The sequence below is a fragment of the Spirosoma lituiforme genome (genome assembly GCF_054776635.1).
The window spans coordinates 426,189-449,146 of record NZ_BAAHBO010000001.1 but is presented as its reverse complement, the minus strand read 5'-3'; the positions used below and the strand labels follow the sequence as shown (position 1 = coordinate 449,146).

Sequence of the window (22,958 nt, the reverse complement as noted above, 5' to 3'; positions counted from 1 at the left end):
ACCTCCCCGGTAAATAACGAAGGGTCGCTACTCACGGACTCCCAGCCAGCGATGCAGGGGTTTCTCCGCCAGCGTATATAGGCCGTGTGCCATTACGACCATCAGACCGAATACTACCCAATAGTTTGTTAGACCCGCTTTTTGCATCGCCCGCGCCACGACACCGATGTGCAGCAGATAGAAGGCATAAGAACTGCGGCCCAGGGCTTGCATGAACGAACAGGAAAACACCTGGCGAATAGCAGCATTCGCATCGAGTAACCCCAGCAAAAAAAGGCAGATACCAGTGGGTAGAACAAAGTTATAGACTATAGCCTCACTGGCATTGAGTAATGTACTGTTGGTTGTAAACCGGGTCACACTACTTTGCCAGAGAATGCAGCCACCCATAACCAGCAGACCCGTTTCCGTGGCGTAGGTAACATGGGGTAATCGGTTTTGCCGCCACTGGCTCGCCAGCCACATCCCCGCCACAAACTCAAACGACCGGCCGAAGAACGTGTAGAACAACAGGAAGGGTACCCATTTCTCTGCCCCCTGCTCAACGTCCGTATTACCCAAAAGCAGATTTATTGTTGCCCAGGTCAGTATACCAAAACCAACAAGCATGGCTGTGATGGGTAAGGCCCCCCACCGTTTTAACCCGGCGAAGAGAAAAGGGGCAACTAAATAGAAACACAGCTCAACGGTCAGGCTCCAGCTCTGGGCAATACCACTGAACAGATATGTCTCGGAAAAGCCTTTCAGCAACGTAAGATTGAGCATTAGTACCGGTAAACGCATGGGCTGCCCCATCAACTGTTCGACACCAACGGTTACCAGCAGGAGTAAGGCATACAGCGGAAAAATTCGGGCGAAACGGTTTTGTAAATACGGACGCCATACTCCGTTGGTTTGCTTCAGAAAAGCGCTGGCGTAACGATAATGGATCAAAAAGCCGCTCAACACAAAAAAGACAGAAACGCCGATATAACCCTGATGAAAAAGCCGGTTGGCAAAGGTGCCGACCGGAGCCGGATTATAATGATGCAGGAAAACCAGACAAGCTGCAACCGCCCGCAGGCCGGTAAACGCAGGAATAACGTTAACGGGCTGGCGCTCGTGCTCTGCGGCAGCCGTCGGAATGGTGCTCGTCCGCATCAGCGATTTAGGGTAAGTCGACCGGTCAGCTCTTTCGATAGGGAATTGGCTACCGGCCAGTTACTTCCGTCAGTGCCACGAAGGGTCAGTTTATAAAGATATAGCCCCGACGGTAACAACCCACCCCGCTCATCCCGCCCATCCCAGGCCCATTCGTTCAGACCCACCCGGACCGATTGGGAAAGCTGTTTCAGGGGTTGCCCCGCAAGGTTGGTCATGGTGAGCGTTGCGTTCGCTGGAGCCTGGTCGCCGGTCAGGGAAAACGTGAAGATAACCTGATCCTGGAATGGGTTTGGGTAAACTGTGAACTGGGTTAGTTGTCGGTTGTTCACCACTCGAAAACTAACCTGATACGGCGCGGCTCTATTCCCAATACGGTCACAGGCGGTCACGAGCAGATGATGAATGCCTTCGCGGAGCAGGGGAAGCGGGTACCTTAATCGAAATACAGTAGTCGAATCGGTGATCTGACTAGCCGCATGGCGCCAGCTCAATCGCTCAAAAATTGCCTTATTATCAGCTTGTTGCAGGTATAGGTCCAGTCCTGTAGTATCCCGGCGAATCAGGGATCGGTTGTCGTCGGCAACGAGTACATCAACAAGGGGTTGGGCTGAAACAACGGCACCATCTGCAATACGGACTCCATCAATGGCTACTTCGAGTATCGGTCCCAATACGTCGGGCTGAACGGTCAGGGACAGATCGAGGGTATTGTTCAGGAAGGTGTATTCAGGTTGCAGGCGTGGATTTATGGTGAGCATAATACGGTTGATACCCGGTAGTTTCTCGGTATCGACTGACGCTACCACGCGAAGGGTATCGCCGGATGACGGGGCTTTCACCATCCACGTTTTTGTCAGGGTATTCGGCAGGCCAGCCGCGTAAATCGTTTGCCTGACTGCCAGCGAATCAGTAAAGGAATACGGACTAAGATTCGTAAAATTTGCCCGAACCAGGACAGAATCGCCTTGCCGGATATCGGTCGGGAGGGAAGCCGCCAGCCAGAGTTGCCCCTCCGGTAAGCCCGTTGACGTGTTATCTGGAGCGTACGTAAATGAACCGGTCGACCAGCCATTTTCGGTTGTTTGGGTTGCCGTATCTGCCTTCCCGACTACCCGAACGCGCCAGTAGTAGGTTGTACGGGGACGGGATGGCAAAACGGCTGGGTAACTGACAAGGGTAGTGGCCTGGATGCGTTGCCGACGTGTGAAGGGACTGGTAAACCGAGACGTGCTGTCGAGTTCAAGATCAAAGTCATGTGCGCCATCGGCCAGATAGTGAGCGGTCAATCGGACGGCTGATTGGCTGACCAGGCTGCCCGGTGCCGGAAAGATCAGAACGGGTTTCTGGCTGGGAATTAACAAATCGATGATCGCGCTGTTGTTCGACGGATCAATTTCATGCTGGGCAATGGGCGAGTCCGCCGGGTTGATCGTCACCTCAATCTGGTTCTGGCCTTCGGCGTTCCGCTCGTTTGGCAACGACAGGCGAAGCGTGTCCCGGTAAGCAACTGCGGCCACCTCCGTAGTGAACACGCCTGATTCGCGTCCGTTAACCCATCGGCGCACCCGGACGGGTAGTCTGCCTCGCCAGTACTGTCCATTGTTTCGAACGATGGCCCTGATCTGCACCGAATCGCTCAGGCTTGTTAGGGGAGTGTGGTCAGTGCCCGAAACCGTCAATTCTCTGGCCGTTAGTGCATAATCGGGCGTGCGGAACGGAAACAGACGAATGGCGGGGTCGCCCTGCAAAACCATTTGCTGGCTGTTCGCCACCGCTCGCCCGTCTGTTGAGTGAGCCAGCACCCGCCGGATGGTTTCCTGCTGAAGCTGGCCAATGGACTTATCTAATTGCAAGCTGTCGGCCAACAGGCTATAAAAGGTTTTGCTGTACGCATGCATCACATCCGGGTAGCCAAGATGGCTGTGGGCAATGGCGGCAATGGCGCCCCGGTCGGGAGTCAGTACCCAGTCGGTCGCCAGCGTCGAGCGACCAAAAAAGAAGTTGCCGATGGCGCAGCCATTGATGAGCAATAATGGATACCAGCCCTTGTTTCGGTAGCCGAGGGCATCGTTGGAACAGAAACCAATGTCCAGATCAGTGATGTCCAGGCCGGAGTGCCCGAAGAAGGTGACCAGCCCCACACCATCGTTAACGGGTTTTACAACCTGAGTCAGCTCGACTGGTTTGCCCGTTTCCTTTGACAGCGTCATGACCCGTGCCCCCAGCGATTGAGTGGTAGCCTGGATCTGGTATTGCTCAACCAGCCGACGAAACAAATCCTGTTCACCCGCCGTCTGCCCACCGCTCAACTGGAGGATATTTTTGCGCCAGCTTTTGTCGGCGTCCGGATGCTCATATTCTTTGACTTTAATCAGGTAATGGAGAATCTCCTGTGGCGTCGCGGCATTAATGCGCCCGGTTGGAACGGCGGGTACGTGTTCCGCATAGCCGTTCAGCCCGGTCGAGAACTCCGCATCGGAGCCGGGAAAACCAGCGGTCATCACCTTGTCCAGTGTTGCCTGATCTGGGTTTCGTCGGATACCGGGGGTACTGCGAGACTGCCCGATGAGTAGCAAATAGGCCAGTGCGCCCCTGGTCTGGCGGAGTAGCTGCGTCAAAAACCGGCGAATGGCGAGTGGGTGGCGCTCGCCGTAGCTGTACTGATCGAACAGTTGCTGCATCGTCACAACCAGCGTATCATGGCTGCCTCCCGCTGCCGAGGCCCGGTAGGCGGCATAGTCTCGTACGGCATTAGCCGACGCACCAACCGGCTGCATAAGTGCTTCGTGACTGATAATCAGGTAGGTCGGTTTTCTGCTGTTCCAGTTCGTGAACGTGACGGGGTTGATGGCCGTTGCCGGAATGGGTTGACTGGTGCAGAAAATTGTTTTCGCTACTGAAGTCCCGTGAACAACTAGCTGCGCTGACCCGTTTGCCGAACTGGTCTTCCCGATCTGGCCAGGGGCGTTTGGGTCCGTAATATCCCAGAAACGGGTGCTGGTCGCACCATTCTGAACAACGACCAGGGAGCGATCCGCAACAGGGTTTGGCTCAAGCCGAAACCATTGCTGTGGTCCATTGATCGTTAAAGCCTGGGGGTAGCGCAACTGGATATACGATACCGAGTAATTATCGACCGGGCTGTTTTCGCCCCGCGAAACCGTTGAAATAAACAGGCTGTCATCCGGCCCAATATCCGACCAGTTTATCGACCCCCGAAGGTGAGCGTTGTCGTAGGTCGATACGCGAACGGAGTCGAGCAGGCGCATCCGGTCGGGTCGGGGCCCAATAAAGCAGTCGACCTGGTGATTGGTGTAGTCTCGGCCCGTAACGAGCAGATCAAGCTGGGGCAATGGGCCTGACCTGACGGCGTTTGCCAGCGCAAAGGCATTGGTGTAGGGTTGCCCTTTTTGTTGAATAACGCCCGTATAGCCCTCGCTCGCTTCGTAATAACTGTACTCGATTTTGGGGGCAATGCCCGCTGCCCAGCCAGGATAGTGGTCCGTAAATAACCGCAGATCGTCCGCCCAGTGGTACGCTTCCGGGGATAAGAAAGCGTAGGCTGTATCCACGTAGGCGTTCATTCGCCGGCCGGGTCTACCGTCTGCTCGCCAGGTCAGGAAATAGGCTGTGGTATCGTTGAAAAGACTGTAAAACGGGTGAGGCTGGGCGCTGGTCGGCTGATACAGCAGCGAGTCGGGCGCGCCATCGTTGCCCCGTCCAAAAAACTCGAAGAAATCATCCGAATCGAAACGCCGGTCCGCGTCACCGGCCAGAAGAATAGCCTGCTCGACGCCCCGGTGAAAAAGCTGTAGGGTGGTTGGGTCGATGTCGCTGACCGGAACCCCGGCCCGTTCCAGTTCACGGGCCGTAACCCGGTAGATACCGGCTCTGGCAACCGGAATTTTGTAGTATGACTGTGAATAATCCAGCCACTGTGTCGGGTCGGGGTCATTCGTTGGTTGCGCCGTGGAATCGAACGACACGAACAAAAACAAAACGACGAGCAGGGTAATGAATCGGTGCGGCATACGGAGCGGATATTCCCCTTAGACGCACCGACCCGGCAAAAAGTATCGGCTGGAACGGTCAAACCTGTTCCTGATTCACCCGGAAAATGAGCATTGTTCTATTCCGTGGTTTCGGCATGGGGCGTATGCAGAAATACTTTACTGGCCTGTTTGAAATTAAGCAAAGCCCGGAACATACCGAAAATCAGCGAAGGAAGAACAAAGAAGTCCTGAATCGATATTTTTTTCCACAGCACCGTTGGAATCGATATCGCCAGGCAGGCCACCATCAGGGCAAACATGCCCACGGCAAACAGCTGGAAGGGTAAACTGCCGGTAAACAGGCTAACAAATGCCATCAACAGAAGGGCAGTCAGTAAGATGCTTCGTGGCAGCAACAGAGATCGGAAAAAAGCATTGAATGCCTGCCAGTTGCCCTTCATCAGCTGCTGAAAACCAACTTTGTAGTAGGACTTGATGAAGTACAATTGAGCGGCTATCCAGCGGGTGCGCTGTTTATTGAATACGGCTACATTCTGCACTTTTTCGTCATAAATAACCGCGTCCTGTAAATACCCAACCCGAACATGGTTGATTGTCAGGAGCATTTCCAGTTCTTTGTCGTAGCCGCCCACAGTCTGGATCTGGTTCATAACCTGCTTCATCAGGTTGGTTTCGAAGGCCATACCCGAGCCAATGCACATGGCCGACAGCCCTAATGCCCGCTGTCCGGCCCGGAAGAGGTTGTTGTTGACTTCTTCGTTCATGGCGTCGAAAATAGCTACGCTCTTATTTGTATTTTTGGCTTTACGATGCCCCTGAACGGCCAGCCAGCCCTGCCCGAAGGCGTAGTTGATTCGCTCCAGAAAATCAGTAGCCATGTGGTTGTCCGCGTCGGAGATTACGACAAAGTCATACGTATTCTCCGGAAGTGCATTCAGCGCGTAGGTTACCGATTTCTGGACCGTCGATTGCTCAAAATCAACCTCGATTACCTTGATCGGATAGCGCGAAAGTTTTTCCAAAGTTTCGGGTTGAAATGAATCGGCAATGACGACAAGATCGTATAAGTCAGCAGGGTAGCTCTGTTTTAGGTTGGCGACTACGGATCCCAAAATGACGGCATCCTCTTTGTAGGCCGGAATCAGGACAGCGATCCGTCGCTGGAGATCAGTGGGGCTGGGTGAATAAACATCCCGTTTGCAGCCTAAACGACCCGCCAGGGCCGAAATAAATAGGTAACCAACGTTAAGTGCCAGGTAGCCAGCAAGTAAGAAGCCGATAAAGTAAAGAAACAGCGCCATCGAGAGAGAAAAAAGGGTATGACTTGGACGTTGATAAAACAAGTTGGTAGTAAAATTAATTAATAATGATATATGTATATAATAAGTATACAGAATATTGTTAAAATAAATAAAAAGTGTAAGTTTTGTCATATAAATCAAAATTGGTTCGTAGATGGAGAGAAATTTAATTTTCAGCCTAACAGGCATCCTTATGTTGCTGACGGTCAGCTTCAACGCTGATCATCAGCCAGCGGTTGAACCCGAGGCAACAAGTCTATTCACGAAGTCCGCAGGCCATCTGGCAGGCGTTACCATTCCTGGTCGGATTGAGGCCGAAAATTTTGTCTCTATGCAGGGCATAGGGCTGGAAACAACGGATGATCAGGGCGGGGGCCAGAACATAAACAGCATTGACACGGGCGACTGGCTCACGTACAGTATCAATGTGCCTCAAACCGGCGTTTATTCGTTGCGCTTCCGGGTTGCCAATGGCTACGGCGATGGCTCAAAATTTCAGATCCGACTGGCTGATGGCACGGCACTGAGTACAGTTGATGTACCCCGGACGGGCGGGATTCAGAACTGGCAAACAACCGGGGCAACGGCGCACCTGAACGCTGGTAATCAGACGATTCAGCTCTACGTACTAAAAGGCGACTGGAACCTGAACTGGTTCGACATTGTATACGGGCAGCCGATTCCGGGCAAACTAGAAGCGGAAAACTTCGACGTAGCGACGGATGTTCGTCCTGAACAGGTAACCGACACCGATGGAGGACAGGACCTGAGCTACATTGACGATGGTGACTGGATGGATTACAATGTTACGGCTCCCTCGGCGGGTGTGTACACGTTTCAGTTTCGGGTCGCCAATAGTTGGGGAAATGGACGCATCGATATCCGATCGGAGTCGGGGGCGGTTTTGGGAAGCATTGATGTGCCCCGAACGGGTGGCTGGCAGAGCTGGACCACTATAAGCACAACGGCAACCTTACCGGCCGGCAGCCAGGTGCTGCGCATTTTTTCCGTACGGGGAGCCTGGAATTTTAACTGGTTTTCCGTTGCCCAGGGCGGCATCGCCAAGGCGCAGGCGGTTATCAACTTTCCGGCGCTGCCCGACAAAACAACCGACGATGGGGAGTTTTCGCTGGTCGCAACGAGCAATAATAACCAGACGCCCATTACGTTTTCGTCATCCAACCCATCCGTTTTGTCCGTGTCGAACGCTACCGGCTCCTGGAAGGCCGCCGTCGTTGCTGCCGGAACCGCCATCCTGACGGCTTCCCAGGCCGCTTCGTCGTCTTATTTAGCCGCCAGCGATGCAACCCAGACGCAGGTCGTCCGGGCATCGTCCATTATTGCGGCCAACAAGAAAATCCCGATTGATTCTAAACGCTGGTACCAGTTAACGAACGTTAGCAATGGGCTACAGGGGCTGTTCGATGGCGTTACCGATGCTACTGTTGAAACCGGCTGGGGAAAGGTATTGCCCCAGTATGATGCCTATTACCCCCTGCTGGATGGCGAGTCAATGACGCTGGAGAGCCTTCGCTTCTACGATTTTGTCGGCTCCTGCCAGGATACACCCATGACGTTGTCGGTCATTACGGCTCAATGGCAGCGTATTCCAATTGCCACCTTCACGGGTACTGATTATGCTAACTGGGTCGGCCCTTATCCCGACCGCTCCACCAGCGGTAACGCCCGGTTCAAGCTGGACCAGCCCATTGCCAATGCCCGGTATCTGGTTATCAATACGTATGGTTCTTTCCCAACGGAAATTGAGTTGTACGGCTCCTACACGGCGCCCAGCCAGCAGCCAACACCCACACCAGCCAAATCCGTTAAGCTGGGCGATATGCTGGGCGTCAACGCCTACGAGTGGAATTTCGAAGATGGCAATTCGCCCTGGATGATCAATGAGGCCAAGATGAATGTGGTGAAAAGCTTTTCCGGTATTCGGCATTACATGGACTGGAACAAGCTCGAATCGACAGAAGGAAGCTACTCGTATAACCCAACCATGAGCGGAGGCTGGAACTTCGACGCGATCTACGAACGCTGTAAAGCGGAAGGCATCGACGTACTGGCCTGTGTGAAAACGATTCCGGACTGGATGGTTAACACCTACCCGCAGGACCAGCGCGATGCCGAAAACACGCCTTTACGTTATAACAAAGACTTTGCTGATCCGCAATCGTATCTGGAACAGGCAAAAATGGGCTTTCAGTACATGGCGCGTTACGGCTACAATCCGAATGTGAACCCGGCTTTGCTGAGCGTTAATTCGACCCCCCGCTGGACGGGCGATACCCCTAACTCGGTTAAAATTGGCATGGGGCTGATCAAGTACATCGAATGCGATAACGAGCGCGATAAGTGGTGGAAAGGCCGAAAAGCCTACCAGACTGCCCGCGAATACGCGGCCAATCTATCGGCCTTTTACGATGGACACAAAAACACGATGGGAGCGGGGGTAGGCGTTAAAAACGCCGATCCATCGGTGAAGGTGGTTATTGGTGGACTGGCGTCGGCATCGAGCGGCTCCGATTACGTAAAAGGAATGATCGACTGGTGCAAGCAGTACCGTGGCTACAAAGCCGATGGCTCGGTCAATCTGTGCTGGGATATCATCAATTACCACATGTATTCCGATAATACCTCGTCGTCGCAGAGTGGGAACTCCACCCGGGGAGCGGCTCCGGAAGTGACGCCAATCAATAAAATTGCGGAGGATTTTCGGCAAACGGCGCATCGGCAATCGTACGATATGCCGGTCTGGATTACTGAGGCCGGGTACGATGTGAACCAGGGTAGTCCGCTGCGGGCCATTCCCATCGGGAACAAGTCAGCGCTGGAAACGCAGGGTGACTGGGTTCTGCGAACGGCCTTGTTTTATGCCCGGATGGGAATCGAAAAAGTGTTTTTCTACCAGCTGTACGACGACAATTCGGGTGGGGGTATGTTTGGCACATCCGGTCTGGCGAACGGGGATAACATGACCCGACGGCCGGCGGCTGACTTTCTTTTCCAGACGAAAAAGCTTTTCAAGGACTATTCTTATAAGGAAACCCTGAACCGTGATCCATTCGTGGATCGGTATGAGCGGAGCGGCAACTCAATGTATATGCTGGTGGTTCCGGATGAAGTTGGGCGGACAGTATCCTACACGCTGGATCTGGGTAACGCAACGCAGGCCCGGATTTATCGCCCCAAGGTCGGGAGTGATGACATGACGCTGGAATTGGTCACGACGAATCAGGGGAAAATATCGCTCACGGTAACGGAGACGCCCCTGTTCGTGGTACCCGGCAATGCTGCGCCTAATGCGCGTCGGGCTGTCGCATCAGACGTGAAAAGTCTGGATGAGTCTGTTACCGTGTACCCCAACCCAACGGTCGATTTCGTGATGATCCAGGCCGAGCGAGCCGTTGCTGCTCCCATTCGGGTCCGTCTTTTCGACGTTGGAACAGGGCACATTCACCAGCGGCTGACCATCCCGAACACCGGCGGGCAATTTTCGGGTAAGATGGACCTGACCCAACTCCCCACCGGCCATTATCTGCTGGAAATAAAACAGGGCGACGAACGAGTCATGCGGAAAATACTGAAGAATTAGTCGGGTACCCCGCCCTTGTAGCGGATACCATAAACCTGCCGAATCAATACGTTCAGTGACCCGCAGGATCACGAAGAGCACAACGGTTTCCCTTTTCTAGAGGGGCTAAAAAACCACGGTGTTCTTCGTGATCCTGCGGGTCACTTTTTTGGGGTCACGGCCAAAAGGTACTACCCGGATTATTGGGCTAAAGCAACTGATAATGATACTACTAAGCGCACTAACTCAAGTTTCCCTATCGTGATTAATGACAGAGTCTACTGCATTATACATCATTCGTCACTGACGATTTATAAATTTATTTTTAATAATACGGAGATGTTGGAACATATTTTGTTTATTTTACCTAGAAAAAGTAAATAATGAGTTTATATTTATGGTAATAATGCCTTGCATTAAAAACTATGGCAGACGTAGACTGGATACCTGTACCACCCCTCATATCGCTCATTACGATTAACTACAACCAGGCGGTAGTAACCTGTGATTTGCTGGAGTCAACCCAGCAGCTTACCTACCCCAACTATGAGATTATTGTTGTCGATAATGGATCAGCAGAAGACCCCTCCGAACGGATACGACAGGGAAACTACCCCCACGTGCGCGTGATCGTTAGCCCCGACAATCTGGGATTTTCTGGTGGCAATAATCTGGGCATCCAGCAGGCAAAAGGAGATTATTATTTTCTGCTTAATAACGACACGATTGTCACGCCAGACCTTCTGGAGCAGTTGATTAAACCATTTGTTAAGGATGCAACAATTGGCGTCTGCTGTCCCAAAATCCGGTATCATGATCAGCCGAATATCATCCAGTATGCCGGTTATCATCCGCTGAACAAGTACACGGGCCGGACATGGGCCATTGGCCTGATGGAGCCCGACCAGGGGCAGCACGATCAGGCCAAACCAACCTATTTCGCGCACGGAGCGGCCATGCTGGTTAGTCGGGAGGTACTGGACCGGGTGGGTAGCCTGGACGATAGCTTTTTTCTTTATTACGAGGAACTGGACTGGTCGATGCGGATACGCAAAGCGGGCTACCAGATTTATTATCAGCCAGAGGCCCTAATCTACCACCGCGAGTCCATGAGCGTTGGCAAGCAGAATCCCATGAAGGTGTACTACCACACGCGTAATCGGCTGTGGTTCATGCGCCGGAATGTGGAGAAGCTGCCGTTGCTTGTTTTTTATGTCTATTACTTTGGGCTGGCTCTGCCGAAGGCGTTCGTTCACTACGCCCTTCAACGGCAACCCGCTTACCTGAAGGCCGTTCGCGATGCGATCGCCTGGAATGTCAAGCATACAGTCCGCAAAACAGATATTGAAAAAACACCGTCACCCGTAACCGAACCGTTTGAGGCAAGGCTGACGAACGCCACGCCGACCAATTAATACCAGGAATCAGCATGCCCCTATCTGCTCTCTCTACGTTCAGCAATTACAAGTCCAATCAGTTCTGGTTACTTACCCTCCTGGGGGGTATTTACACCCTGGCTGTTGGCTACGCTGTTAGTCGGCTGGGGGCACCGGGGGCCATAGCGGGTATTATCTTACCTGTTGTCATAAGCCTGGTTATTCTGATATTGACGGAGCCGCGCTGGGGCTTGTTTTTTTACGTACACATGAGCTATACCATCGGGTTCACGCGCTTTGCGCTGGTTGAAATTCCGATCGGGCTGCTCATCGACGGCTTACTGTCGCTGACCCTGCTGAGCCTGTTTGTGAACGGTAAGCGGATGGAATGGAACCGGTTACGTAGCGGTGCATTTGCCCTGGTTGCCATCTGGTTTGCGTATACCGTCATCGAATTGATCAATCCCGAAGCCCCGTATCGCCCGGCCTGGTTTTTTCACGTAAGGCCGTTCTCCCTTCACTGGATTCTGGTTGCCTGTATGGTGCTGGTAACGCCCCTCACCCGGCGCGATGTGCGTATTTTCGTTAACTCCTGGCTGGCCTGGTCGTTCTTTGGGGCGCTGTGGGCATTCAAGCAGCAATACATAGGCCTGTCGCCCGCCGAAGTGATCTGGCTGAATAGTGGATTCAATGCCCGTACGCACATGCTGTTCGGCCAGCTTCGGTGCTTCTCGTTTTACTCGGATGCTGCTCAGTTCGGGGGCGAAATGGCGGGGGTAACGCTGGTGGCGCTGATTCGGACTTTCGAAGAAAAAACGCTGCCCAAAAAGCTGGCCTGCTCGGCGCTGACGCTGGTTTATTTCTGGGGATATGCTATTTCGGGAACACGCAGCGCGCTCTTCGTGATGGTAGGTGGGTTTGCTTTTTACCTGCTCCTTAAACGCGATTTTCTAAAGCTGGTGATCGGCGCGGCTTTGGCCGTTCCGCTGTTGCTGCTCCTGATGTACACCAGTGTCGGCAGTTCGAATTACCAGGTTCAGCGGATGCGCTCGGCGCTGACGCCCATGAACGACCCCTCGTTTATTCTCCGGTTGCAGAACCAGGCGAAATTGAAAGCTTACCTAGCCGACCTGCCTTTTGGCGCGGGCATTGGTACTTCAACCGATATGGGCGCGCGGTTTTCGCCCTGGCACTGGGCCGCCCAAACGCCACCCGATAGCTGGTATGTTGAGCTCTGGATCGAAACCGGCCGGGTTGGGGTCGCGCTGTACATTGCCATGCTGGTAGGCCTTGCCAGTATCGGGGCCTACCGGGTCTGGCAGTTGAAAGACCCGTGGATGATAAAGGTCATGTATGGCTTTCTATCGGAGTTTGTCGGCATGGCCATCATGGGTTACTCGAACCCCGTACTGGGGCAGTTTCCAACCAGCAGTATCATTTTTATCAGCACGATGCTGGTCGCTTCCTGCAATCGCTGGGATACCCAACCGAGTCCTTCCGATGTCGTTCACGAAGAACGCCTACGTGTTAAGCCCGAACCCTATGAAACAATTTGACAGTATTATCTGCCTGACCCAAACACCCTGGTCGGGCGACTTTCAGAAGGCTGTGGTCCAGTTGATGACGGAGTTGTCCGCTCGCCACCGGGTGCTGTTTGTCGATTATATGTATACCGCTAAAGACCTGGCAACGGGACGGAAGGAAATGCCGGTTCGGGAAACCATTCGGCTGAGTAATCCACTGACGAAAATTCCGACCAGGCACGGCGGAGACCTGCACGTCTGGAACCCGCCCCTGATGTTGCCGATCAACTGGCTGCCAGCAACCTCCCACGATCGGTTGCTGGGCCTGAATACGAACCGGCTGGCCAGCAGCCTGCGAACGGTTATGCGGCAGCTGGGCATGCACAAGCCGCTCATCATCAATGCCTACAATCCGGTGGTGGGCCTGCCTTTGCTGGGAAAGTTGAATGAGTGTGCTACAATCTATTATTGTTTCGATGAGATCACGGCGGCCGGTAACTGGATGAGTAAGCATGGCGATCGCTTCGAAGACGAATTCATCCGGCGTGTCGATGCCGTTGTTACCACCTCCGAAACGTTGCGGCAGGACAAGTCGCGGCTGCAATCCAGAACGTTCTGTGTCAAGAACGGGGCGAATTTCGACCTGTTCAACCGGACCCGGCAGCTGGCGCAGCAACAGCCGCCCACAAAACCCGTGGTGGGCTACCTCGGTTCGGCCGACAACCGGATTGATTGGGAATTGATGGCGTACTGCGCTGAGAAAATGCCGGATGTCGAGTTTCAGTTTATTGGCGAGGTATATGAGCCTGCGCTACCGGAGCGGCTGGCCAGTTTCCCGAACGTACGCTTCATTCCGCCCCACCAGCCTGCCGATTTACCACCACTGCTGGCCAGGTTCAGCGTCGGTATCATTCCGTTTGTGTGCAACAAACATACCTACACCATTTATCCGCTTAAGATCAACGAGTACCTGGCGGCCGGATTGCCGGTTGTGTCGACGCCGTTTTCGATACTGGATGAATTCAGCGGTGTTATCGAACTGGCCGATCGCCCGGATCGCTTTGTGGCGGCTCTCCGGCGGGCCCTGGCCGACACCGATCCTGAGCGCGTTCAGCAGCGGGTCGATATGGCGCAGGCCAACTCCTGGGAGCAACGTGCCATCGAGTTCGACGCCGTGATCCGGCATATACCCCGGGCCTGGAAACAAGAGCAAGTTGTTCAATAAACATAATCCATACGCTATAACGTAAAACTTTTCTACCTCACGAATGAATCGGTTTTGTCAATTTACCTTTCGATGGGTGCTGGGGCTGGTCCTTTGGGCCACGGCGGCAACCGTCAGTTACGGGCAGGTTGCCGTGCCCAAACCCGTGTCGGCCAATGCCGCTCTGACAGCAGCAGACGGACTGCCCATTGACAGTATGGGTTTCGATTTTGACCGGGACATTGCCATTCAGCTTGTTCCGTTCGATGACATTTTCAAGCTGGCACTGGCGTACGCGCCATCCGTAAAGTTTGAGGGAGCGGTGGCCAGCTCGCAGGCTTCTGCGTATCGATTAGCCAAGTTGCAGGTGTTCCAGAACGTTACGGGTTACGCTAACTATTCAACCGGAAATCAGGCTATTCTCTCCACAGGAACAAACGTGACGGATCAACTGGGGCAAATATCCAATGGCTACCGGGCGGGGGTCAACCTGGCCTTCAGTATCCATGATTTAATTGGTCGGCCACACCAGATTCAGCTGGCCAAAGCCAACTACGAAGCCACGCAGGAACGCCGGCGAACGGCCGAGATTTTGCTGAAACGGGATGTCTTTAACCTGTACCAGGATCTGCTTCTGGCCCAGCGGGTACTACAGATTCGCCTGCGCGACGATCAGGCATCACTGGCCGCCTACCGGATTGGGGAGGTAGAGTTACAGAAAGGGAAAATTACCCCCGAAACGCACGCGTTCAACAGCAACCGTTACGCCGAAACCCGATCAACCGTGGAACAAGCGAAAACCCAGTTCATCAAGACCATCTACGCACTGGAGTTGTTTGTTGGGGTGCCTATTCATCAACTGAAACGCAATTAACCACATGACTATTCAAGGACTTGTTCGACTCCTGAAGCAGCATATTATCTGGTTTATCCTGTTCCCCTGCCTGGCCGGGGGGGCGGTGTACTATTTCATGCGCAATGAATCGAAAGTATACAAAACCAAAGCAACGCTGTATACCGGCTTAACGTCCGGTTATACCCTGCGGTCGGCGCAGGAAGGTTTTCAGACCGATTACTCGGCGGTTAGTAACGCCTTCGATAATATCCTGACAACGCTGACATCCAACCAGACACTTTATTACGTTGGCCTGGACCTGCTGGCCGAGCATCTGCAACTTACCAAGCCCAGCGAGCGGGAACTTTCGGCGGCCAATTTTCAGGCGCTGCAAGCGGCTATTCCGGTTAGTTTCCGACAGTCATTGCTTAAGGCCGGCGATCTGGCCTATACCCAGGTGCGGCTCGATAGTCTGGCGAAAAGCTCGACGGATAATCCCGTCCGGAAACTGCTGATCGGGTCCGATTCTTACTATACCGCCGATTATATTGGCAAAAAGCTGAAGGCGACCCGCAAAAGCGCCAGTGATATGCTGGACCTGGAGTATGAAGGAGATGACCCGGCCGTGGTCCAGCAGACGCTGAAGTTGGCCATCAGTGAACTCAACAAGCGGTATACGGCCTTGAAAAGCGGAGAAACCAATCCCGTTGTTGGTTACTACGAGAACAAAGCGAAAGAAGCCAAACGGCAACTGGATAATGCGGAATCCAAACTGAAGGCATTCAACGTGCAGCACAACGTGCTCAATTTTGAAGAAGAACTGAAAACGCGCTCCGTTACCCGCGAGGCTCTGGTGGCCGAGTATAATCAGGAAGTGATGCGAAATCAGGCGGCTAAAGCGGCCATGAATGCCCTCAATGCCCGGATGACCCAGGGCGGTAGCCTGCTGAAGATCAATACCGCGCTGACCGATAAACAGGCCGAACTGACGGCGGCTGAATCGCAGATGATTACCGCCCGGACCAATGGGCAGCCCCAGGCCGTTCTGGATAAACACCAGGCCAGGATCAACAAGGCATCGGATGAGCTGAAGCAGATTGCCCAGAACTACTTCGCGGCCGATAATGGCTCGGAATCGGTGCCCAAGATGAAACTGGTGAACGAATGGCTGACGAAAGTACTAGAGTTCGAAGAGTCGGGGGCCCGGATGGCGGTTGTGAAAAAACGGCTGGATGATTACCAGACCGAATCCACGGCGTTTACCCCACTGGAATCGGAACAGCGCCAGCTGACCCGCGACATGGATATTGCCGAGAAAGAATACCTGACGCTGGTGCAGTCGCTGAATCAGGCCACCACGCACCGGCAGGACATCAGCATTGACGGGTCGTTGTCCGTACTGGACCCGCCCGCCTTTCCACTGTCACCACAAGCCGCCAAACGCATGCTGTTTACCGCGATTGCGGCTGGTGCGGGTCTGGTTATTGCGCTGTTGCTGGCGGCTATCCGGTTCTGGGTCGATAAACGGATTAACTCGCTGGAGCAGGCAGAGCAGGTGTTGGGTAAACCCATGACGGCGGTGTTCCCACTGGTTAAAAAGTTCGCGGCCAATTCGCGAGCCAGCCGTGCCGCAGTGGGCATGTTCGACCAATTGGGGAATGCCATCAACATCGAAGTCGAGCACCGGCGCTTGTCCGATCACGCGCCCCTCATCACGATATTCAGTATGCGCTCGAAGCAGGGGAAAACCTGGTGCGCGCACGGGCTGGCCCGGATGTACGCGGAGTCGGGCGAGAAAGTGGCTTATTTCTACCCGCGCCTGTCCGAAACGGACAAATCATTCGAGCAGGAAAATATCGCGTTTTTGCCCTACGAGATGCACCCTAGTTTCATGAATGTGCGGGAGCCGGAAGACCTGACGATCAACGGTGAGATGCCGCTGATGAGCACCATCAACAAAATCATTCTGGAACTGCCTGCTCTCGTGGGTAGCCCGATTCCGTTTCACCTGGTCAATCAGAGTGCCGTGTCGCTCATGGTGCTTACGGTTCATACGATTTGGGGGCGTCGGGATAACGAATTGTTTGGGCTTTACATGAAAGGAATCAAACACCCGGTGCTGCTGGCGCTCAACAAAGTAGATGGGGGCGATACCGATGCGCCAACGCTGGGCGACATCGAACAGGGGCTGGTGCGCACCAAACGATACAATGAGCCAAATTTGGTGGTGCCCGGTGCCTCATCAACCGAAAAAGTACTTGACCGTCAGTCCAAATGAGCCAGAAACAACAGGCGCTTAGCGGGGGTAAATGGATGACGATGTCCACGGCCATCTCCACTGTATTTCAGTTTGGTCAGGTTGCCATTCTGGCCCGATTGCTGGAGCCGTCGGTGTTCGGAATTGTGAGCGTAAGCACGCTGATGATTGCCTTCTTCAGTATTTTTGCCAATCTGGGCTTTTCCAATTCCATTATCTACAAGCAGGAGGAGGATCGGCGGGTACTGTCGACCATTTACCTGCTCAACCTGATGCTGGGCTTACTGATCGGGGTTGTCGTGTTCTTCAGCTGGCCGCTGGTGGTGGCCTACTACAAGGAACCGCGACTGGAGCAGGTGATCAAATTATCGTCGCTGTATTTCAGTATTGTGTACGTCGGACAGATCTACCTGTTTCTGCTTCAGAAAGAGCTGCAGTTCAAAGCCGTTGCCAGCATCGACATTGCTGGTACGGTGTTCGGCAGCAGCGTAACCATTCTGCTGGCCTACAACGGGTACGCTGAATTATCGCTGATGTATGGGCAATTGGCGCAGCAGGCCATCAAATCGATTCTTCAACTGGCCTACGGGCGCAAGCTGTTCAAACCCGTCGCTACGTTCGATCTGAATCTGATCAAGGATCACCTGCGGTTTGGCCTGTATAATGTTGGCGACGGTATTGTCGGGTTTATCCAGGCCAATTCCGACAATATTCTGGTGGGAGGTATGCTTGGCGTGAAGCAACTGGGCTATTATACCCTGGCGTCTCAACTGGCGGTATTTCCCATCCAGCGGCTCAGTCCAATTGTTCTCCAGGTTGCGTATCCGATTCTGGCGCGGCTGAAAGGCGATACCAACGAACTGAAAAAATCGTACCTGACCATTCTTGATCTGCTTAGTTACGTGAATCTGCCGCTGCTGGCGGGCCTGTTTATCATGGCCGATAGTGTGGTGTTTCTGTTCTACGGGCCGGGTTGGGAGCCAACGGTTTTGCTGATCCGAATCTTTGTCTTTGTCAGCATTTTCACGTCGTTGAGCAATCCCCTATTTACGCTGGCCTTCTCGAAGGGAAAACCGAAATTGCTTTTCTATCTCAACGTTATTACCCTGGTTATCAAGATTCCGCTTGTTTTCCTGTTCGCTCAGTACTGGGGCGTTGTTGGTATTGCGTCGGCTTTCCTGGTGGCCACGTTTCTGAATCTGCTGTTCAATTTTGGCATCGTACACTCGTTGATTGGCTCGTTTCTGGGCGAATTTGCCCAGAATATCAGCAAGCCGATCCTGTTCTGCCTGTTGATGGTAGCCGCCATTATACTCTATAAATCGTACGCCGATTCCATCAATACGGTCAATACGCTGGTGGAAATAGCCCTGGGAGGATTGATTTACGTGGGCCTGACGATCCGCTACAAATTCCCGATTACCGATCTGAAAACGTTTGGCAAAGCTGCCTGATTCTATGCAAAAGTTGTTGTTGAAGTCCCTGTACGTGGTAGCCCGGCTCAAGTACCCGAAGCTGCCGAACGATCTGTGGTATTTTGTGCGGGATAATTACTACTGTAAGCTGGTGCAGGGGCGGTACGTGGTGCGCGATTATGTGCTGAAGAAAAAGTACAAAGTGATCAGCTACCACGGCGAGTTTGACCAGGAATTACGGTATGTATTGCCATTTGCCTACTGGCACCACCTGAACGGGACCCTGCTGAAAACCATTTCGACCCGGCACACGAAAGAGTTTTATTTCTTCAGCGAAGAGCACGAAGAGCGCTTTGAAAAGCGGGTCTGGACGGAGTCGTACGCGCATTATGATGTGCCGAATATGACGCACAGCAATACCTACAGCTTCCGGAAATGGGCGCAGGTACCATACAAAGCGCACTTTAGAAATGACGTCTTCGTCTTCGATAAGCCGATTCTGATCATCGCCAACAAATACAACATCGAGTGGGACCAGCCACCCATCAACTTCCTGGATATTCCTACCCTTGACCGGATCATTCAGCAGGTCGGGGATAAATACCAGATCATTTACAACCGACCGCTGCCGACGCATATTGTTCAGGATAACAGCGAAACGATGGTGCTGAACGAGCACGCATGGCTGCGGGAAAACCACCCGGAGGTTGTGCTGATGGATGATCTGTTTACCCAGTATCATCCGGCCACGGTGGCCAATTATAACCACCTGCAACTGATGGTTTATGCCAATTGCAACCACTTTATTTCCATGCACGGGGGCACAGCCGCCCTGGCAAGCTGTTTCGGAGGTACGAACATTATTCTCTCCAATATGAACTGGGGAAAGGAGCACCCGTTCAACGAATACCAGACCTTATTTCCCAAATTATCCGGAGCCACCATTCTGCACGCCAGGGACCGGGAGGAGGTTTTAAGGCATGTGGTGACAAATTATTGACTTTCTACGATTTTTCTTCGTTGTACTTGAATTGTATAATTGTTAACTTTATATTTATAAAAAATAAATAAAGAAAACTTATTCAGTTCACTTCCTCGGTCCATGTCCGCACAGACTACTTGCGCCGATACGGTCCAGAAGGACACGGACTGAGGATCGAAGCTCGATTCGTTCTGTCTTCGTGGTGCTAACCGACTATGATTATTAGCAGAATTACCAGTGGTCTAGGAAACCAGCTTTTTCAGTATGCAACGGCCCGGCATCTTGCCTTGAAAAACAAAGCCGCTTTGTATCTGGATTTAAGCTATTACCTCTATGAGTATTCGGATGATACGGTGCGTCCGTTTAAGCTGGACCACTTTGCAGTTCCGTACCGGCTGCTCCAGAAATCGCCCATGGAGTACGTCTCCAAAGCCACCAAACTGCTCCCCAACCGCAGTTTGCCACCCGTGGTTCTGTTCCTGAAAGAAAAGCATTTTCACTTCGACCAGGCCATTGTCGATGCCCGCGCGACCTGCATTATACTGGAAGGTTTCTGGCAGTCGGAAGCCTATTTTCGGGACGATGCCCGCACCATCCGGCAGGAGTTAACCCTGACTGGCGAACCCAGTCCTGAGTTTTCGTACTACCGGCAACAGATCGGCAATACCCCGACGCCCGTGTCTATTCACATTCGGCGGGGGGACTACGTAAACCACCCGGAGTTTAGCAAAACCTTTGGCTTCGTGGGACTTGACTACTACAAGCAGGCGCTTCAGCAACTGAACGATCACCACGCCCAGACGCAGCTGTATGTGTTCAGTGATGACCACGCGTGGGTGCACGAGAACCTGACGCTCCCGGAAAATACGGTCTTTGTGCAGAATACCGGTCCCAATGGCGATGTGGCCGATCTGGTGCTGATGAGCCACTGCCGCCACCACATCATTGCCAACAGTTCGTTCAGTTGGTGGGGTGCCTGGCTCAATCCCCACCTGGATAAGCTGGTCATTACCCCCAGAAAATGGTACAAACAACAGCCTACCTGGAACACAAAGGATCTGTTGCCCGCGGCCTGGATGGCCCTTTAACCCCTTATCTATGACCTACCTTTCCGACCGTTGCAGACGATGACTAAAGTATTGATTGACCACCAGAAATTCAGTACCCAGAAATACGGAGGCATCAGCCGCTACTTTGCCAACATCATTCAGGGAATAAAACGGACCGATAACATTACGTATCAGTTGGGGGTGATGCATGCCAAAAATCACTATATCCAGAACGAACCCCTGCCCATAAAAGGGAACCTCAGCGACAAGGTGCTGAACCGGAATGAACGATACGATTACCGGCTGAACGAGCTTTATTGCAAACGCCTGCTGGACAAAGCCGACTTCGACGTCTTTCACCCCACCTATTACGATACGTATTTCATGGATCGGCTGAGAAAGCCGCTGGTCATTACCATTCATGACATGACGTACGAGCGGTTACCGGAGTACTTCTGGGCGCTCGATCCGCTGACCCGGCAAAAGCGGGAAAACATTCTGCGGGCCGATGCCATCATTACCATATCCAACACAACCCGGAAGGATATGCTCAGCTTCTTTGACATCGACCCCAAAAAAGTATGGACCATTTACCACGGCATTGATTTCGACAGTCCGGTGCTGACGCAGCCCGTGCCCGACCTGCCGGAACAGTACGTACTATTCGTCGGGGACCGGAGCGGATACAAGAATTTTTACCTGTTTTTGAATGCGTTCAGCAAACTGGCCGACCGTTTTCCCGACTTGCATGTCGTGCTGGCGGGTGGCGGTAAGCTGGAAGTAGCCGACATTGAGTTCATCCAGCGGCTAAAGCTGACGGGACGGGTACGGCACATCGGCGCCACGGATGAGCAACTCAATTACCTCTACCAGAACGCCCAGGTGTTTGCTTACCCGTCGCTCTACGAAGGATTTGGGTTGCCTATTCTGGAAGCCTTCAAGGCCAAATGCCCCATTTTACTGAGTGATACGGAATGTTTTCGTGAGATAGCAACGGATGCTGCCCAGTACTTCAGGCCAAATGACCTGGATGATCTGGTCGATACACTGACCGATATGCTGACCAATCCGGCGCTGAGAACCGAACTGGTGGCAAAGGGGACGCGACGACTGAGCGAGTTTTCGTTGAAAAAATCCATCGATCAGACCCTCGATGTGTATAAATCCCTAGCCTGATACATCGATGAGATTCAAAGCGGTTGATTCGTTTCGGGGTATGGCGGCCATTATGGTGATTCTGTTCCATTTACAGCACCTGGAACTGTTGTCCGGCATTGCCTTTGTTGCCAAAAGCGACATTTTCGTCGACTTCTTTTTTGTGTTATCCGGCTTTGTGATGACTCACAGCAACTACGATCGGATCACCGATCTGGCCAGTGTGCAGCCCTTTGTCCGCAAACGGTTCAATCGTCTGTACCCCCTCCATCTGTTCACCCTGCTCCTGGTGCTGGGGTTCGAACTGGTTCGGTATGGCATTGATCACTACATCGTTAAGCTGACCTATCCGGTGTTTGCTCCGGATAAGAGTCTGCCGTCGTTTATCGCCAACCTCACCCTGACGCAGTCGCTGAATCTGTTCGACCGGGTTACCTGGAACGGACCGAGCTGGAGCATCAGCGTGGAGTTTTACACCTACATCGCGTGGGCGTTGTGTCTGGTGCTGTTTCGTAAAAACCTGCTGCTTATGTGCAGCGTTCTGTTTGGGTTGCTGGGTTGGTTTATCGTGCAGCACAACGGCAGCATCATCTTTAATTACGACTACGGGTTTGTGCGTTGCCTCTACAGTTTTCTGATTGGTATGCTTACCTACCAGCTAAATCGACGGCTTCCGCTTCGATTTAGCTATGGGCAGTTTACCCTGATCGAAGTCGTATTGATTGGCCTGACCATTGCTGCCGTCAGTTCATTCACGCATAGCGAAAGCTGGCTGATGCCGTTTCTGTTTGCCGGGGTCATTATTGTTTTCTCCCGCGAATCGGGGGCGGTTTCCCGCGTGCTGGCCGGTCAGCGGTTCGAGTTTCTGGGGAAGCTCTCGTACTCGTATTACCTGAACCATACGGTAGTGCTGGCCGTGATGGACCTGCTTGTCTTTAAGCTGCTGAAGATACCGCATACCGGCCTGGGCGAACTGCTTTTTGTGCTTACCTGTCTGGCGTGCGTGCATCTGCTGTCGGTGTTTACCTATCGCCATGTTGAATTAATTCTTCAGCCTCCTGCCCCGGATCGAACCGGCAAGGCCGTGCCCAGCCTGGTAGTTTCTTAAGTTTGACCTTTACCGAA

14 protein-coding genes are annotated in these 22,958 nt (G+C 53.0%); 11 read left to right on the top strand and 3 right to left on the bottom strand.

All coding sequences use genetic code 11. From position 1 onward, the window contains the following. Positions 1 to 27: 27 nt before the first annotated feature. From ACYU87_RS01850 to ACYU87_RS01840, 3 genes are all read right to left on the bottom strand, one after another. Positions 28 to 1,140, bottom strand: a complete 1,113-nt coding sequence (locus ACYU87_RS01850; RefSeq protein ID WP_461132318.1) for an acyltransferase family protein — start codon at positions 1,138 to 1,140, stop codon at positions 28 to 30. Beyond that, a complete protein-coding gene (gene porU2 / locus ACYU87_RS01845; protein ID WP_461132317.1) occupies positions 1,140 to 5,174 on the bottom strand; it encodes a putative type IX secretion system sortase PorU2 in 4,035 nt (1,344 codons plus the stop codon). Before porU2 ends, ACYU87_RS01850 begins: the two co-directional genes overlap by 1 nt. A 98-nt stretch (positions 5,175 to 5,272) precedes the next feature. Further along, positions 5,273 to 6,457: a glycosyltransferase family 2 protein gene (locus ACYU87_RS01840; protein ID WP_461132316.1), complete on the bottom strand. Its 1,185-nt coding sequence runs from the start codon at positions 6,455 to 6,457 to the stop codon at positions 5,273 to 5,275. Between the two features lie 154 nt (positions 6,458 to 6,611). Between ACYU87_RS01840 and ACYU87_RS01835 the strand changes: the two genes are divergently transcribed. The 11 genes from ACYU87_RS01835 (at position 6,612) to ACYU87_RS01785 (ending at position 22,941) form a co-directional block, all read left to right on the top strand. Further along, positions 6,612 to 10,058, top strand: coding sequence for a carbohydrate-binding protein (locus ACYU87_RS01835; protein ID WP_461132315.1), 3,447 nt, complete (start codon positions 6,612 to 6,614; stop codon positions 10,056 to 10,058). 404 nt (positions 10,059 to 10,462) lie between these two features. Continuing rightward, the gene (locus ACYU87_RS01830) at positions 10,463 to 11,452 is read left to right on the top strand and encodes a glycosyltransferase family 2 protein (protein ID WP_461132314.1); all 990 of its coding nucleotides are present in this window, start codon (positions 10,463 to 10,465) and stop codon (positions 11,450 to 11,452) included. Between the two features lie 14 nt (positions 11,453 to 11,466). Beyond that, complete coding sequence (locus ACYU87_RS01825; protein WP_461132313.1) at positions 11,467 to 12,969, top strand: O-antigen ligase family protein; 1,503 nt, start codon at positions 11,467 to 11,469, stop codon at positions 12,967 to 12,969. Further along, entirely contained in the window at positions 12,956 to 14,161 is a 1,206-nt protein-coding gene (locus ACYU87_RS01820) for a glycosyltransferase (RefSeq protein ID WP_461132312.1), read from the top strand. The genes ACYU87_RS01825 and ACYU87_RS01820 overlap by 14 nt, the downstream gene beginning before the upstream one ends. 43 nt (positions 14,162 to 14,204) lie before the next feature. Beyond that, a complete protein-coding gene (locus tag ACYU87_RS01815; protein ID WP_461132311.1) occupies positions 14,205 to 15,014 on the top strand; it encodes a TolC family protein in 810 nt (269 codons plus the stop codon). A gap of 4 nt (positions 15,015 to 15,018) precedes the next feature. Beyond that, positions 15,019 to 17,253: a GumC family protein gene (locus tag ACYU87_RS01810; protein WP_461132310.1), complete on the top strand. Its 2,235-nt coding sequence runs from the start codon at positions 15,019 to 15,021 to the stop codon at positions 17,251 to 17,253. Beyond that, positions 17,250 to 18,686 (top strand): MOP flippase family protein, encoded by a 1,437-nt coding sequence (locus ACYU87_RS01805; protein WP_461132309.1) that lies wholly within the window; start codon positions 17,250 to 17,252, stop codon positions 18,684 to 18,686. The genes ACYU87_RS01810 and ACYU87_RS01805 overlap by 4 nt, the downstream gene beginning before the upstream one ends. Positions 18,687 to 18,690: 4 nt before the next feature. Further along, positions 18,691 to 19,647, top strand: coding sequence for a hypothetical protein (locus tag ACYU87_RS01800; protein ID WP_461132308.1), 957 nt, complete (start codon positions 18,691 to 18,693; stop codon positions 19,645 to 19,647). Positions 19,648 to 19,844: 197 nt separating this feature from the next. Then, entirely contained in the window at positions 19,845 to 20,717 is an 873-nt protein-coding gene (locus ACYU87_RS01795; protein WP_461132307.1) for an alpha-1,2-fucosyltransferase, read from the top strand. A 39-nt stretch (positions 20,718 to 20,756) separates the two neighbouring features. Continuing rightward, the gene (locus ACYU87_RS01790) at positions 20,757 to 21,854 is read left to right on the top strand and encodes a glycosyltransferase family 4 protein (RefSeq protein ID WP_461132306.1); all 1,098 of its coding nucleotides are present in this window, start codon (positions 20,757 to 20,759) and stop codon (positions 21,852 to 21,854) included. 7 nt (positions 21,855 to 21,861) lie between these two features. After that, positions 21,862 to 22,941: an acyltransferase family protein gene (locus ACYU87_RS01785; RefSeq protein ID WP_461132305.1), complete on the top strand. Its 1,080-nt coding sequence runs from the start codon at positions 21,862 to 21,864 to the stop codon at positions 22,939 to 22,941. Positions 22,942 to 22,958 lie beyond the last annotated feature (17 nt).